This window comes from Sphingomonas sp. MMS24-J13, assembly GCF_044905095.1.
In the GTDB taxonomy this organism is placed as follows: domain Bacteria; phylum Pseudomonadota; class Alphaproteobacteria; order Sphingomonadales; family Sphingomonadaceae; genus Sphingomonas_I.
In genome coordinates, this window is the sequence record NZ_CP173258.1 from 1,770,189 (window position 1) to 1,782,920 (window position 12,732).

Annotated in this window: 13 protein-coding genes and 1 other RNA gene; 2 read left to right on the forward strand and 12 right to left on the reverse strand. The window is 65.1% G+C overall.

What is annotated here, in order from left to right; translation table 11 throughout:
* The first annotated feature begins 7 nt into the window (after positions 1–7).
* Positions 8–1,081, forward strand: coding sequence for a citrate synthase/methylcitrate synthase (locus AB4Z44_RS08365; RefSeq protein WP_404713590.1), 1,074 nt, complete (start codon positions 8–10; stop codon positions 1,079–1,081).
* Here the strand turns inward: AB4Z44_RS08365 and AB4Z44_RS08370 are convergent, their stop codons facing one another.
* Entirely contained in the window at positions 1,082–1,882 is an 801-nt protein-coding gene (locus AB4Z44_RS08370) for a transporter (RefSeq protein ID WP_404713591.1), read from the reverse strand. It lies immediately after the preceding gene.
* A gap of 87 nt (positions 1,883–1,969) precedes the next feature.
* On the opposite strand from AB4Z44_RS08370, the gene mtgA reads away from it, so the two are divergent.
* Positions 1,970–2,689: a monofunctional biosynthetic peptidoglycan transglycosylase gene (gene mtgA / locus AB4Z44_RS08375; RefSeq protein ID WP_404713592.1), complete on the forward strand. Its 720-nt coding sequence runs from the start codon at positions 1,970–1,972 to the stop codon at positions 2,687–2,689.
* Between the two features lie 48 nt (positions 2,690–2,737).
* On the opposite strand, the gene AB4Z44_RS08380 is transcribed toward mtgA, so the two are convergent.
* The 11 genes from AB4Z44_RS08380 to lptF all read right to left on the reverse strand — a co-directional run bounded on the left by AB4Z44_RS08380 (position 2,738) and on the right by lptF (position 12,729).
* Complete coding sequence (locus tag AB4Z44_RS08380; protein ID WP_404713593.1) at positions 2,738–3,454, reverse strand: PEPxxWA-CTERM sorting domain-containing protein; 717 nt, start codon at positions 3,452–3,454, stop codon at positions 2,738–2,740.
* A 413-nt stretch (positions 3,455–3,867) separates the two neighbouring features.
* Complete coding sequence (locus AB4Z44_RS08385; RefSeq protein ID WP_404713594.1) at positions 3,868–4,203, reverse strand: YbaB/EbfC family nucleoid-associated protein; 336 nt, start codon at positions 4,201–4,203, stop codon at positions 3,868–3,870.
* Positions 4,200–5,849 carry a DNA polymerase III subunit gamma/tau gene (locus AB4Z44_RS08390; RefSeq protein WP_404713595.1) on the reverse strand — a complete coding sequence of 550 codons (1,650 nt, stop codon included), beginning with the start codon at positions 5,847–5,849 and terminating at the stop codon, positions 4,200–4,202. The genes AB4Z44_RS08385 and AB4Z44_RS08390 overlap by 4 nt, the downstream gene beginning before the upstream one ends.
* A gap of 55 nt (positions 5,850–5,904) precedes the next feature.
* On the reverse strand, positions 5,905–6,762 hold the full coding sequence (locus tag AB4Z44_RS08395) for a sigma-70 family RNA polymerase sigma factor (RefSeq protein WP_404713596.1): 858 nt from the start codon (positions 6,760–6,762) through the stop codon (positions 5,905–5,907).
* Positions 6,759–7,223 carry a carboxymuconolactone decarboxylase family protein gene (locus AB4Z44_RS08400; protein ID WP_404713597.1) on the reverse strand — a complete coding sequence of 155 codons (465 nt, stop codon included), beginning with the start codon at positions 7,221–7,223 and terminating at the stop codon, positions 6,759–6,761. The genes AB4Z44_RS08395 and AB4Z44_RS08400 overlap by 4 nt, the downstream gene beginning before the upstream one ends.
* Positions 7,224–7,442: 219 nt before the next feature.
* Complete coding sequence (locus AB4Z44_RS08405; RefSeq protein WP_404713598.1) at positions 7,443–7,850, reverse strand: nuclear transport factor 2 family protein; 408 nt, start codon at positions 7,848–7,850, stop codon at positions 7,443–7,445.
* 248 nt (positions 7,851–8,098) lie between these two features.
* An RNA gene (ffs, locus tag AB4Z44_RS08410) (signal recognition particle sRNA small type) lies at positions 8,099–8,196 on the reverse strand.
* 47 nt (positions 8,197–8,243) lie between these two features.
* Entirely contained in the window at positions 8,244–8,753 is a 510-nt protein-coding gene (infC, locus tag AB4Z44_RS08415; protein WP_404714192.1) for a translation initiation factor IF-3, read from the reverse strand.
* Between the two features lie 130 nt (positions 8,754–8,883).
* Positions 8,884–10,410 (reverse strand): lipopolysaccharide biosynthesis protein, encoded by a 1,527-nt coding sequence (locus AB4Z44_RS08420; RefSeq protein ID WP_404713599.1) that lies wholly within the window; start codon positions 10,408–10,410, stop codon positions 8,884–8,886.
* Entirely contained in the window at positions 10,407–11,501 is a 1,095-nt protein-coding gene (gene lptG, locus AB4Z44_RS08425; protein WP_404714193.1) for an LPS export ABC transporter permease LptG, read from the reverse strand. The genes AB4Z44_RS08420 and lptG overlap by 4 nt, the downstream gene beginning before the upstream one ends.
* Before the next feature lie 16 nt (positions 11,502–11,517).
* Positions 11,518–12,729, reverse strand: coding sequence for an LPS export ABC transporter permease LptF (gene lptF, locus AB4Z44_RS08430; protein WP_404713600.1), 1,212 nt, complete (start codon positions 12,727–12,729; stop codon positions 11,518–11,520).
* Positions 12,730–12,732 lie beyond the last annotated feature (3 nt).

The window sequence follows — 12,732 nt, forward strand, 5'->3', positions numbered from 1 at the left end:
TCGGAATATGGCGAGCGGGCTGGACGATGTGGTGGCTGCGGAGACGGTGTTGTCGGATGTCGATGGCGTGGCCGGCCGGCTTACGATCCGCGGTCATGCCGTGAGCGCGATCGCCGGGCGCTGGACGTTCGAAGACGTGGCGATGCTGCTGCTCGACGGCTTCTTCGACGATCTGGCGGATCTGCCCCGGCGGCTCGGCGAAGCACGACTGGACGTCCATCATCGGCTTGCCGGGGTTCTGCCCGAACTCGCGGCAGCGGGCCCATTCGACGGCCAGCGCGCCGGCATCGCCTTCCTGCCCGACGGCGCCACGCTCGACGATGCCTTGCGGCTGATCGCTGCCCCGGCCGTCCTGCTGCCCGCAATCATCCGCGCGGGCTTGGGCACGCCTCTTCTATCACCCGATCCGTCGCTGCCGCATGCGTTGGACATGCAGCGCATGCTCACCGGCAGCCCCGATCCCGCCCGTGCCAGAGCGCTCGAAACCTATCTCGTCACCGTCTGCGATCACGGACTCAACGCTTCGACCTTTGCCGCACGCGTGGTGGCATCCACCCGCGCCGGCCTCGCCTCCTCTGTTCTCGCTGGCCTGAGCGCACTCAAAGGCCCGCTTCATGGGGGCGCGCCCGGACCGGTCATCGCCATGCTCGATGCGATCGAACGCGACGGCGACGCCGGGCGCTGGCTCGAAGCCGCAATCACGCGTGGGGAGCGGATCATGGGCTTCGGCCATCGCATCTATCGCACCCGCGATCCGCGCGCCGACGCGCTCAAGGCGGCGTTGCGCCGGCTGGCGGGCGATGGCGGCCATGCTCGGCTCGCCTTCGCCGAGCAGGTCGAACGGACCGCGCTCGAGGTGCTGCGTGTCGCCAAGCCGCACCGCACGCTCCAGACCAATGTCGAATTCTACACGGCGCTGCTGCTGGAGGCGGTCGGCTTCCCGCCGGACGCCTTCACCGGCGTGTTCGCCGCCGGCCGTGTCCTCGGCTGGATCGCGCATGCGCGCGAGCAGGCCCTGACCGGTCGCCTGATCCGTCCGCAATCGCTGTATGTCGGCCCGCGCCCGGAATTGGCCGCCTGATCAGAATTTCCGCGCGATGCCGAAATAGATTTCGAGATCGGGGCTGTTGCGGTTGAGCCCCGCATTGGCACCGATATCGAATTGGGTCTGCTCCTGCAGCAGGTAGCTGAAGGACAGGCCGGCGAGCGCCTGCGTGCTATGTCCGTCGGGATCATGATCGCGGATCGCCTGCAGTTCGGCGCCGATCCCGGCTTTTTCGCTGAGCTTGGCCTGGAGACCGATCGTGCTGCCATAAGCCAGGTGACGGCCGTGGCCGTCGCCATCCACAGCGGCATCGATCCGCGGCGTCAGTTCCAGGCTGAGCGCATTGGTCAACGCGTAATTGACCGGAACGATCAGGCCAGCGCCCCAATCGCCCGCACCGATCCCGTCCTTGGCCGTCGGCAAGGTCGCGAACGGCAGCAACGCCACCGACAGCCCGCTGCCGTCGGGATTCTTGAGGTTCTGCTTGATGCCGATCGTGACGTCGCCGATCCCGCTCGCGCGGTCGATTGCGCCGCTCGCCCGATCGCGCGTGCGGACATGATTGTAAGCGGTCAGATCGAAGCGAAGCTCGGTGCTGCCGGTAATGCCATAGCGCAGCGCGACATCGCCCACGCCGATCGAATCGGTGCGGCTGTCGGGCTGACGGTCGAGCGTCCAATCGCCGATCCCGATCTCCGCTTGCAGATGCCCGGCATCGACGGTGCAGGCCGGCGTGCCGAGCCCGGGCCGATCGCCGCAGAAATCGCGCAAACCGTCTTCGGCAAAGGCGGGACCGGCCACCGCGCTCATCAGGGCCAGCGCCATCAGGGGCTTCATCCGTTCCGTCTCCGCATCAAACCTGCCCAACGATGCCGTCCGGGCCCCGTTCCCGCACGCCTTTCTATCGGCTAGGCCTGCGAGTTTATGGCCCGCGCGCGCAGCTTCCGCTCTTCCCCCAGCCGCTCCTGGCCGCGCCGCTTCGTCGGCTGGATCATCCGGGCGATCTTGTGGTTCCTCGGCCTCTCGATCCTGATGGTCGTCATCTACCGCTTCGTGCCGCCGCCGATCACCCTGACGATGATCGGCGACATGGTCGGCGGCCGTTCGGTCCACAAGGACTGGATGCCGCTCTCCGAGATGGATCCGAATATGGCGCGCGCGGCGATCGCTGCCGAAGATGGCAATTTCTGCCGCCACCACGGCTTCGATTTCGCCGCGATCCAGAAAGCGCTGCAGGGCAACGAGGTCGGCCGCAAATATCGCGGCGGATCGACGATCAGCCAGCAGACCGCCAAGAACGTCTTCCTGTGGCAGGGACGAAACTGGGTCCGCAAGGGGCTGGAGGCTTACTTCACCGTCCTGATCGAGACGATCTGGGGCAAGAAGCGGATCATGGAAGTGTATCTCAACGTCGCCGAGACCGGCATCGGCACCTATGGCGCCAATGCGGGGGCGATGCGCTACTTCGACCACGATGCGAGCCGGATGTCGGTGACCGAGGCGGCGCGGATCGCAGCGGTGTTGCCGCTCCCCAAGGGGCGCGAGGCGACCGATCCGACGGGCATGGTGCGGCGTTACGGCAACCGGATCGCGGCGCGGACCGGGCCGATGCAGCGCGCCGGCTTCTATGGCTGTCTGAAGTAGGGCGAACCGCCCATTCCCGCCCCGTCCGACGGGAATGGGGGGATCAAATCATGCCTGAACGGTCGGCCTGCGCCGGCTGCTGCGGAGCAGAGCGCCGATCGCGCCGAAGCCGAGGATCATCAGCGCCCACGATGCCGGCTCGGGCACCGCGCCGATGTTGCCGATCGTAATATTGTCGAGTTCGAAGCCGCCGCCGCCATTCTGCGTGATATCGATCCGGTCGAACTTCGTCGTGCTGTCGAAATTGAAGAAAGCGTAAGGCTCGCCCGAGTCCATGCCGCTGAAATTGGCATTGGGATTGCCATAATAAGCGTTCGAAACATGGGTGAGGAGCGGCATCAGCGCAAACGATCCGAGCAGGGTGTCGCCCGAATAAAGCGCGACCGTATTGCCCTGCGAGTTCGCGAAATCGCCGTCGATCGCCGACGCCCACAGACCGGCATAGTTGACCGCCTGCGAAAGCTTGATCGTGGTCGTGTTGTAGACGGTGGCGAAGTTGCCGGTGCCGCCGGCGCCACCATAGACGTTCGCACCGCCGATGTTGAAGCCGCCATTGGCGATCGTGCCGCTGATCGGGCCCGTGAAGATATTGCCCGACCCGACCCAGCCCGACATCGTGTCGAAGGTCGCGACCTCCTTCCCGGCCAAAGCCCGGCTGGTTTGCTGCACGCCGGCGGCTTCATACGCTGCGGTGACCGTGACCGCGGGCGCGGCGGTGGCAATCAAAGCGGCGCCGATCAGGCTTGCTGCAAACATCGTCTTCATGGTCAAGATTCCCCAGGCTACAGACAATGAAGACGCACTTGCGCGCGTTTTCATGCTCGAACTTTAAGCGTCTCCGGTTTTACGGAAGGTAAAGATCGAACGATCAGAACACGAGAGCCGGCCAACAGGCAGTTTTACCCCGGAAATCCCGATATCGATCTTAACCATCTACGCTAAACATACCGGAGCGAAACTTCGATCGCTTCAGATGAGAGCTTATATCCGGGCCCAGATGGGAATCTTACTACGTAATTTTACGTTTTAACCATCATTACTTGGTTATCGAAGATTTAACCTTGAGTGCCGGAGACGCCAATTCTCAAGGCACGGCGAGGCAAGCGTTCGACCAGCGAACGCGAAATGCCCCTCCCGAAGACGGATCCGATAGCGCGCTTGGCCATCGTCCTTTGCCGTCAGAACGGCAGCTTGAACCCCGGCGGCAGCGGCAGGCCCGCACTCATCTTGCTCATCTCGGCATTGCCTGCGGCATCGGCCTTCGCGCGCGCATCATTGATCGCCGCCGCGACGAGATCCTCCAGCATCTGCTTTTCGGACGGGTTGAGCAGGCTCTGGTCGATGTCGACGCCCAGGATGCGCCCCTTGGCGGTGGCGCGGATCTTGACCATCCCGCCACCGGCGGCGCCCTCGACCTCGATCTTGTCGAGCCCGGCCTGCGCATCGGCCATCTGCGCCTGGATATTCTGCGCCGCCTCTTGTGCGGCCTTCAGCAGATCCTCGATATTGTTCATGACGTGGCACTCCGTAGATCATCGATCAGTTCGGCGTCGGGGAAGGCCGCGCGCACCGCGGCCACCATCGGCGCATTGAGAATGGCATCGCGGGCGGCAGCGGCAGCGGCGCGTTCCTGCTCGTGCAAGGTAAGATCGCCTTTCTGCTCGGCAAGGACGACATCCCATTCCTCGTCGGTCAGATCGCGCAGCAGCTTGCGCAACGTGCCGACGTCGAGCGGCCGGCGCGGCCAGATTTCGAGCACGGGCGGCGCATAGCGCACCAGGCTCGCATCGTCGCGGAGCTGGAGGCCAAGGCTGGCCCTCTTGCCCTCGATCAGTCCGACGAGCGTCTCGAAATCGGCAGGGATTTTCGAGGGCGATGGCGCGGGTTTGATTTCGGGCGCGAGCGCCGTTGGCGCAGCGGTCGTGCCGGCCGGGGCGGCAGTAGCCGGCGCGATCGCCACCTGCCCCGCCTGCAGCCGTTTCGCGAGTTCACCCGGATCGGGCAGCTGGCTCGCATGGACGACGCGCAGCAGCGCCATCTCCGCCGCCTCGCGCGGATTGGGGGCGGACAATATCTCCGCATGGCCTTTCAGGAGCAGCTGCCACAGGCGATGCAAGGTCGCGAAACCCATCCGGCTCGCCCAATCGGCATAGGCCTCCCGCTCCTCGACCGAGAGCGCCAGATCCTCGGCACCACCCGCCTTGGCGCGCGTCACGCCATGGACGACCTCGAGCAGACCGCGCAGCAATGCCACCGGCTCGACGCCAAGCGCATCCTGCTGTTCGGCCTGCGCCAGCACCTCGGGGACGTCGGCCGCCAGCAGCGCCGCGAACATCCGCCGGACCGCACCGCGATCGGACAGGCCGAGCATGTCGCGCACCTGCCCCGCCGTGACCCCGCCGCTATCCATGTCGGCATGCGCGATCGCCTGATCGAGGATCGACTGGCCGTCGCGCGCCGATCCCTCGGCCGCGCGCGCGATCAGCGCCAGCGCCTCGGGTTCCGCCTCCACACCCTCGTTGCGGCAGATATAAGCGAAATTCTCGACCAGTTTCTCGGCCGGGATGCGCTTCAGATCGAAACGCTGACAGCGCGACAGCACCGTTACCGGCACCTTGTTCACCTCGGTCGTGGCGAACAGGAATTTCACATGCGCCGGCGGCTCCTCCAGCGTCTTGAGCAGCCCGTTGAAGGCCGCCTTCGACAGCATGTGGACTTCGTCGATGATGTAGACCTTGTAGCGCGCCGAGACGGCGGCATAGCGCACAGCCTCGATGATCTCGCGGATATCGTCGATGCCGGTGTGGCTGGCGGCATCCATCTCGACCACGTCGATATGCCGCCCCTCGGCGATCGCGACGCAGGGCTCGCACACCCCGCACGGATCGATCGTCGGGCCGCCCTTCCCATCCGGGCCGATGCAGTTCAGCGCCTTGGCGATCAGCCGCGCGGTCGATGTCTTGCCGACGCCGCGCACCCCGGTCATCAAAAAGGCATGCGCCAGCCGATCGCGCTTGATCGCGTTGGCGAGCGTCTGGACCATCGCGTCCTGCCCGATCAGCTCGGAGAAACGCTGGGGCCGGTATTTGCGCGCGAGGACGCGGTAAGCCTCCTGCCGCTTGGGCTGCGGCGGTTCGCCAAGATCGAATGAATCGGACACGGGTGCAACCTAGCCGGATGGGCCGACGAAAGCATCCGTCTCGTTGACGGGGCGCCTAATTGAGCGCCGTCAGATGACCCAATTTGTCGGGATTGCGCATCACATAGACCGCGCGGATGCGCCCCTCCTCGATCAGCAGAGCGGTGGTCTGAAGCATCCCGTCCGCCTCACGCGTGACGAAACCGGGCAGACCGTTGACGAAGCCATAGCCCACGACATCGGAACCATCGCGCAACCAGAAGCGCGCGAGCGATCCGTGCAGTTTCAGAACATCGCCGATACCACGGATCGGCTTGAGACCGGCGGGGCGCTTGCCGCCGCCATCCGAATAGACCGCGACGTCCTCGGCCAAGATCGTCTCGAGCCCGGCAAGATCGCCGCGGCGGGAGGCGGCGAAGAAGGCGGCGGCGATCTCCAGTCCCCGCCCCTTCTCCAGCGGAAAGCGTGGCCGCTCGGCGCGAATGTTGGTCCGCGCGCGGGCGGCAAGCTGGCGGCAAGCGGCGGGATCGCGATCGATCGAGTGCGCGACCTCCTCGAAATCGAGCCCGAACACATCGTGCAGCAGGAAGGCCGCGCGCTCCAGCGGCGAGAGCCGATCCAGCGCCACCAGCAACGGCAAGGTCACCTCCTCGATCGGCTCCGGCTCGAACAAGGGCTCGGGCAGCCACTCGCCGACATAGGTCTCGCGCCGCACACGGGCCGACTTGAGCTGATCGAGGCACAGGCGCGTGACGATCCGCCGGAGATACGCCGCCGGCTCCAGCACCGCCGCCCGATCGGTATCGAGCCAGCGCAGGAACGCATCCTGCACCACATCCTCGGCATCGGCGATCGAGCCGAGCATGCGATAGGCCACCCGGACGAGGGCCGGACGCAGCGGATCGAAGCTCGCCGCTGCGTCCGTGCCGGTCACGCCGCCACCGCCGCCGGTTTCGGCATGGCATGGATCAGGTGGAAGCCCGCGCCGAAGCGGTTCCAGGCATTGATGATCGCAATCGTCATCGTGAGCTTGACCTGCTCCTCCTTCGAGAATTGCGCGGCCATCGCATCATAGACCGCATCCGACGCGCCGCCATCGGGCAAACGCGTCAGCGCTTCGGCCCAGGCGAGCGCCGCGCGCTCGCGCTCCGAATAAAGCGGCGATTCGTGCCATGCGGCCAGCATCGTCAGCCGCAACTCGGTTTCGCCGGCCGCGAGCGCGTCGCGCGTGTGCATATGGAGGCAGAAGGCGCAGCCGTTGATCTGCGACACGCGGATCTTGATCAGCTCGGCCAGCGACGGCTCGATCCCGTCGTTAGCGATCGCGATCGAGAAATCGGTGAAGGCCTGCATCTGGGCGGGCGCGGCGGCGTAGAGATTGAGGCGGGGTTTCATGGGGCCGGTCTCCTTTCATGTTACGGAGACCTGACGAGACAGCGCGGCGCGGTGTGGCATGGGGCTGAAAATTTTTCCAGGGGGTTCACCCGCACTCGTCATCCACCCGTCACCCTGAACTTGTTTCAGGGTCCACCAGGAGTGCCGCACCGTCCGTGCGGAGGCCCGGTGGATGCTGAAACAAGTTCAGCATGACGAAAAAGGAGGGAGGCGATTACGTCACCCCGCCGGCACGAACACGCATCCCTTGATGCGATGGATCAGCCCGTCCGCGCCCAGCACGTACTGGATGAAGAATTCCAGTTCGACCGCAGCCCCCGCCGGCACCGGCGTCATATAGCCGTAGCCGCGCTCGTCGAGCATCGCCTGGGTCACGTCCTTCATCCCCTCGAAGCGGATCAGCACGTCCGCCATCGGCGCGGTATCGCTGGGGTAGAAATCGAGGATCGTGACGATCTCGCGCACATATTGATGGAAGAAGGCGTAGAAATCGCGGATCGCCTGCTTGCCGCGCATCGCCGGGCCGCCCGCCTCCAGCACGACATCGTCGGCAAAGAAGTGCATCAGCGTGTCGTAATCCGGACCGTTGAAGGCCGCGACGTAACGCTCGTAATCGGATCTGTTCAATGTCCCCTCCCTCACGCACGTCGCCCCTGCTCGGCCCCCTGCAAAGTAATACTTTGCAGGGAACCCGCTCAGGCAGGGGCCCATGTCTTTCCCAACGATAGACACCGTTCGGGGCAGAGAGATAGGCCCCTGCCTGCGCAGGGGCGACGATTTATGTTGGGAGGAGGCCGTGCTGTCGGCCCGGCGCCCGCTCTCGCGGGCTTGGGATTTCGAAAGGGCCGATCGCTTCGCGATCGTCTCTCTTTCGAAATGGTGGGAGCCGGAACGACCCGACGAGAAATCGTTGTGGCTGCTTCCTTCCGGATCTGACCAGGTTGGCGACGACGCCGCCCGCCCGACTCCCGGGCGGCCATATGGGCGAGCGGGTCGCGCAACGCAACCCGCTCTTCACAATCACTTGGGTGCGAGCACCATCAGCATCTGGCGGCCTTCCATGCGCGGATGCTGCTCGACCTTGGCAACTTCGGTCACGTCGCCCTGGACGCGCTGAAGCACCAACATGCCGAGCTGGCCATGCGCCATTTCGCGGCCGCGGAAGCGCAGGGTCACCTTCACCTTGTCGCCTTCTTCGATGAACTCGAAAACCTTCTTCATCTTGGTTTCGTAGTCGTGATCATCGATGTTCGGACGCATCTTGATCTCTTTGATCTCCTGCGTCTTCTGGCTCTTGCGGGCGAGGTTCGCCTTCTTCTGCGTCTCGTACTTGAATTTGCCGACATCAAGGAACTTGGCGACCGGCGGATCGGCGTTGGGGGACACCTCGACCAGGTCGAGCCCGACTTCCCGAGCCTGCTCCATCGCCTCGCGCGTATACATCACGCCCAGATTCTCGCCATTCTCGTCGATCACCCGAACCTTCTGGCTCTGAATGAACTCATTGAAGCGAGGGCCGTTCAGCGACAGTGGCGGCGCGCCCAGCGGGCGGCGCGGCTGAATTGGGGGTGGTATAGCGCGTTCTCCTATCGCGGCCCTATGCCGCAAACTCTTCATATACGCGTTCGGCACCAATTCTTAAAGATGGCGAACGCAGGTTTCAGACGAGCTTCAGAATTCGGCCGCCTTTGCCCAGCGCCGCCTTGTCGCTGGCGGTGAGCCCGAAGCGCCCGCCGAGCCAGATCGCGGCCGCCCATGCCACCAGAACGCTCGCCGCCTGGAGCTTGAGCGAGACCGACCCGGCCACGATCCCGATCGCCGCAATGCCCGCGCACAGCAGCAGCGCCAGCAGAAAAACCCGGCCATAAGGCGACGCAAACGCGCGCAACCCCTCTTGCGCGCTCAACTGCTGGATCGACAGAGCCGACACCATGACCTGACCCGTCGCGACCGCCAGTGCGATCGAAATTCCGGGCAGAAACGGTTGCGCCGCCACCAGCATCAGCGCCGATCCGGCGAAGGCCGCGATGCTGTTATAGACCGGCAGCCGGCGCTTGCCGATCACCTGCTGGATCGACGAGGCCGGGCCGATCGCCGCTTCGATCCCGCGCGAAATGGTCAGAATGGCCAGGATCGACAGGCCCGTTTGGGCCTGCTTCGTGAACAGCCCCAGAATAGCCGGTCCCGCCGCGATCAAGGCGGCGCAGGTCGGCAACGCCATGATCACCGAAAGGCGGTTGGCGAAATCGTAGAGGCCTTGGATGGTCCCGCGATCGCCGCGCGCCGCGGCCGCCGCGATCGGCCCCAGCACGTAGGAAAAGGTCTGGCGCACGATCTGCGGGATCGAGGAGACCTTGCGCGCGATGGCGTAGATACCCGCTGCGCTCGCCCCCGTTGCGCCGGGTGCGAGGAGATTGGCGATCACGGTCGCCACGTCGCTGAACACGCGCCCGAGGATGTTGGCGGGCAGCACCGACAGACCCGACAGGAGGGTATCGCCGAGCATCGCCCTGCCCGATCGCACACCGACGATGTCGCGCAGCGGCACATGCCGGTTGAGCAGCCGCAAAGCCGCCACCGCGGTAATCGTCAGCGAGGCGATATGCGCCACCAGCAGCCCGAGGATCGTGAAGCCGAACAGCCAGCAGAGCGATGCCGCGAGCAGCCGCGCCACCTGCTCCCACATCAGCCGCAGCCGTACTTCGGGCCCGAAAGCATGGCACGCGCGCACCGCCGAGGTCGTCACCTCCACCACCGCCCACAAAGGCAGAGCCCACGCGAACAGCCGGATCGCGATCACCAGTCGCGGCAGATCGGCCGACGAGACGTTGATCAACGGCGCGATCCATGGCGCCGCCAGTGCCGCCGATGCCCCGACCGCCAGATTGGGCAGGATGCCGAGCAGCAAAGCGGCCCGCACCGCCCGCGCGCGATCCTCCGGGGTGGTCTGCTGCGGCAATATTCGCTGAAGCGCGCTGGTCGTGCCGAGATCGAAGATGTTCTCGGCGATATTCACCAAGCTCCACAGCACCTGGTAGAGGCCATAGGTGGCCAGACCGAACATCCAGACATAGATGGGCTGGCTTGCCAGTTCGACCACGCTGCCCATTCGCGACAAGGCCACCGAGGAGGCACCGCGCGCCGCGTTCCGCCGCGCCTTATGCCCTTCATCGGCCTGTTCGGTCACTCCTCGGTGCGGATCAGCACCGCCTCGCCGATCAGCAAGAAGAGCAGGAATGGCGACCATGCGGCGAGCAGGGGCGGGTAAGCGCCGATATTGCCCATCGCCAGGGCGAAATTGTCGGCGACGAAATAGGTGAAGCCAAGCGCCATGCCGATCACCGCGCGGATGAACAGCACGCCCGATCGCGCCAGCCCGAAGCCGGCGACGCCTGCCAGCAACGGCATCAGCACCGCCGACAAGGGGCCGGAAAACTTGTGCCACAACACCGTCTCGAGGCCGGCAGTCGGCCGGCCAGCCGCGCGCAGGGCGCTGATCGCTTCGGCCAGGCCGCGGAACGACATGCCATCGGCATCGATATTGGCGAGCGTGAAGCGATCGGGGGTAACCCCCTGCCCGATTGTCGCCGACGGAATCGTCGCCATCTTGCCCGCCGCGACATCGAAGCGATGCACATTCTGCAGCACCCAGGCGCCGCCCTGATAATCGGCACGCGGGGCATTGGCGATCGCGATCAGCCGATCGCCGGTGCGATCATAATAGCTGACCCCCTGCAGGGTCACATGACCGCCACGCGACACCACCCGATCGGCGTGCACGAGATCTTCGCCCGCGCGCACCCAGACGTTCGAGGTGACCCCGTGTGCCTTGGGGATCGGGCCATAGTCCACATTCTGCCAGGCGGTCAGCACCGCGGTCGCGCGCGCGACGACATGATCGTTGAACCAGAAGGAGAGCCCGGCGATCGCCAGGCTCGCCGCGACCAGGGGCGCGAGGATCTGGTGGGCGGAAATTCCCGCCGCCTTCATCGAAATGATCTCGCTGTTCTGGTTCATCGTCGCCAGCGTGATCAAGGTGCCGAGCAGGACCGAGAAAGGCAGGAAACGCTGGACCAGCTGCGGTAGCCGCAGCGAGGTATAGTACCACAGCTGGGCGTCGCCATTGCCCTTATAGGCCAGGATATCGCCCGACTCCCCCAGCAGGTCGAGCGCCATCAACACGAGCACCAATGCGGCCAACACCGCCGCCGAGCGGACCACGAATACGCGCGCCATATACCACGAGATGGTGCGCGAGGCGAAGAAGGAGACGTTGATCTTCATTTCGGGATCTTCATGCCGTCGCCTGCTGCGTCCGTCGCAAGCGGACGAACCAGCGCCGCACGAAGCCGGCTGTCTTGGCGGCCCAGCGCTCGAGCGCGCCGATCGGCTGTCCGCCGGGCACATGCGCCAGCGTACGGTACATCCACCATACCAGGCCGGCAAAGATCAGGAACGGCACCCACAGGGCGATCAGCGGATCGATATTACCGCGCCCGCCCAGCGCCTCGGCATATTCGTTCACCTTGTGATAGGTCACCAGCATCACGATCGACAGGAACACGCCGAGCGCCGAGGTCGATCGTTTGGGCGGCACCGCGAGCGATACCGCCAGCATCGGCAGCAGCAGCATCGTGACGACCTCGACCAAGCGGAAATGGAACTCGGCGCGGATCTTGGCGCGCTCCTCGCGCGGGGTGCCGGCCAAATGGCCCGATTTCACGAGCTCGATGATCGTGCTCTCGCCGTCGAGCCCGCCGCGCCGGCGAAATGCCTCTTCCTTGGGCAGATCGATCGGCAGATCGTGGCTCTGGAAGCTCAGGATGCGCGGACTGGCGAAGCCCGGCGCGTTGTGGACCAACGTGCCCCTGGTCAGCCGCAGGATGATCGTGTTGGGATCGTCGGTCGCCAGGAAGCGGCCATGCTCGGCGGTCACGGCGAGGCTCTTGCCCTGTTCGGCCTCCGCCATCACGAAAATGCCCGAAAGCTCGCGTCCGCCATCGCGGCTGCGCTCGACCCGCAAGGTCATCTTCTTGCCGAGCTTGGTGAATTCGCCGACCTTGATCGAGGCGCCCAGCGCGCCGGTACGCAATTCGTACCGCAGGCCCTCATAGGCATAGCGCGAATAAGGCTCGACGAAGCCGACGATCGCCAGATTGATCAGCGCAAAGCCGATCGCATAGAAATAAGGCACGCGCAGCAGCCGGCGATAGCTCATGCCCACCGCCAGCAGGACATCGAGTTCCGACGTCGTCGCCAGTCGCCGGAAGGCGAGCAGGATGCCCAGCATCAGCCCGATCGGAATGCCGAGCGAGAGATATTCGGGAATGAGATTGGCCAGCATGCGCCATACGACGCTGACCGGCCCGCCTTCTTCGGCCACGAAATCGAACAACCGCAGCATCTTCTCGAGCAGCAGCAGCATCGCAGCGATAACCAGGGTCGCGGCCAGCGGAACGAGGATCAGCCGAGCGACGTAGCGATCGACGAGCGAACCAGATTTCAAATT

What these genes read in the sequence shown, in the direction of transcription:
- AB4Z44_RS08365 (WP_404713590.1), top strand. Translation starts at nt 8, where the DNA reads ATGGCGAGCGGGCTGGACGATGTGGTGGCTGCGGAGACGGTGTTGTCG.
- AB4Z44_RS08370 (WP_404713591.1), bottom strand. Translation starts at nt 1,882, where the DNA reads ATGAAGCCCCTGATGGCGCTGGCCCTGATGAGCGCGGTGGCCGGTCCC.
- mtgA (WP_404713592.1), top strand. Translation starts at nt 1,970, where the DNA reads ATGGCCCGCGCGCGCAGCTTCCGCTCTTCCCCCAGCCGCTCCTGGCCG.
- AB4Z44_RS08380 (WP_404713593.1), bottom strand. Translation starts at nt 3,454, where the DNA reads ATGAAGACGATGTTTGCAGCAAGCCTGATCGGCGCCGCTTTGATTGCC.
- AB4Z44_RS08385 (WP_404713594.1), bottom strand. Translation starts at nt 4,203, where the DNA reads ATGAACAATATCGAGGATCTGCTGAAGGCCGCACAAGAGGCGGCGCAG.
- AB4Z44_RS08400 (WP_404713597.1), bottom strand. Translation starts at nt 7,223, where the DNA reads ATGAAACCCCGCCTCAATCTCTACGCCGCCGCGCCCGCCCAGATGCAG.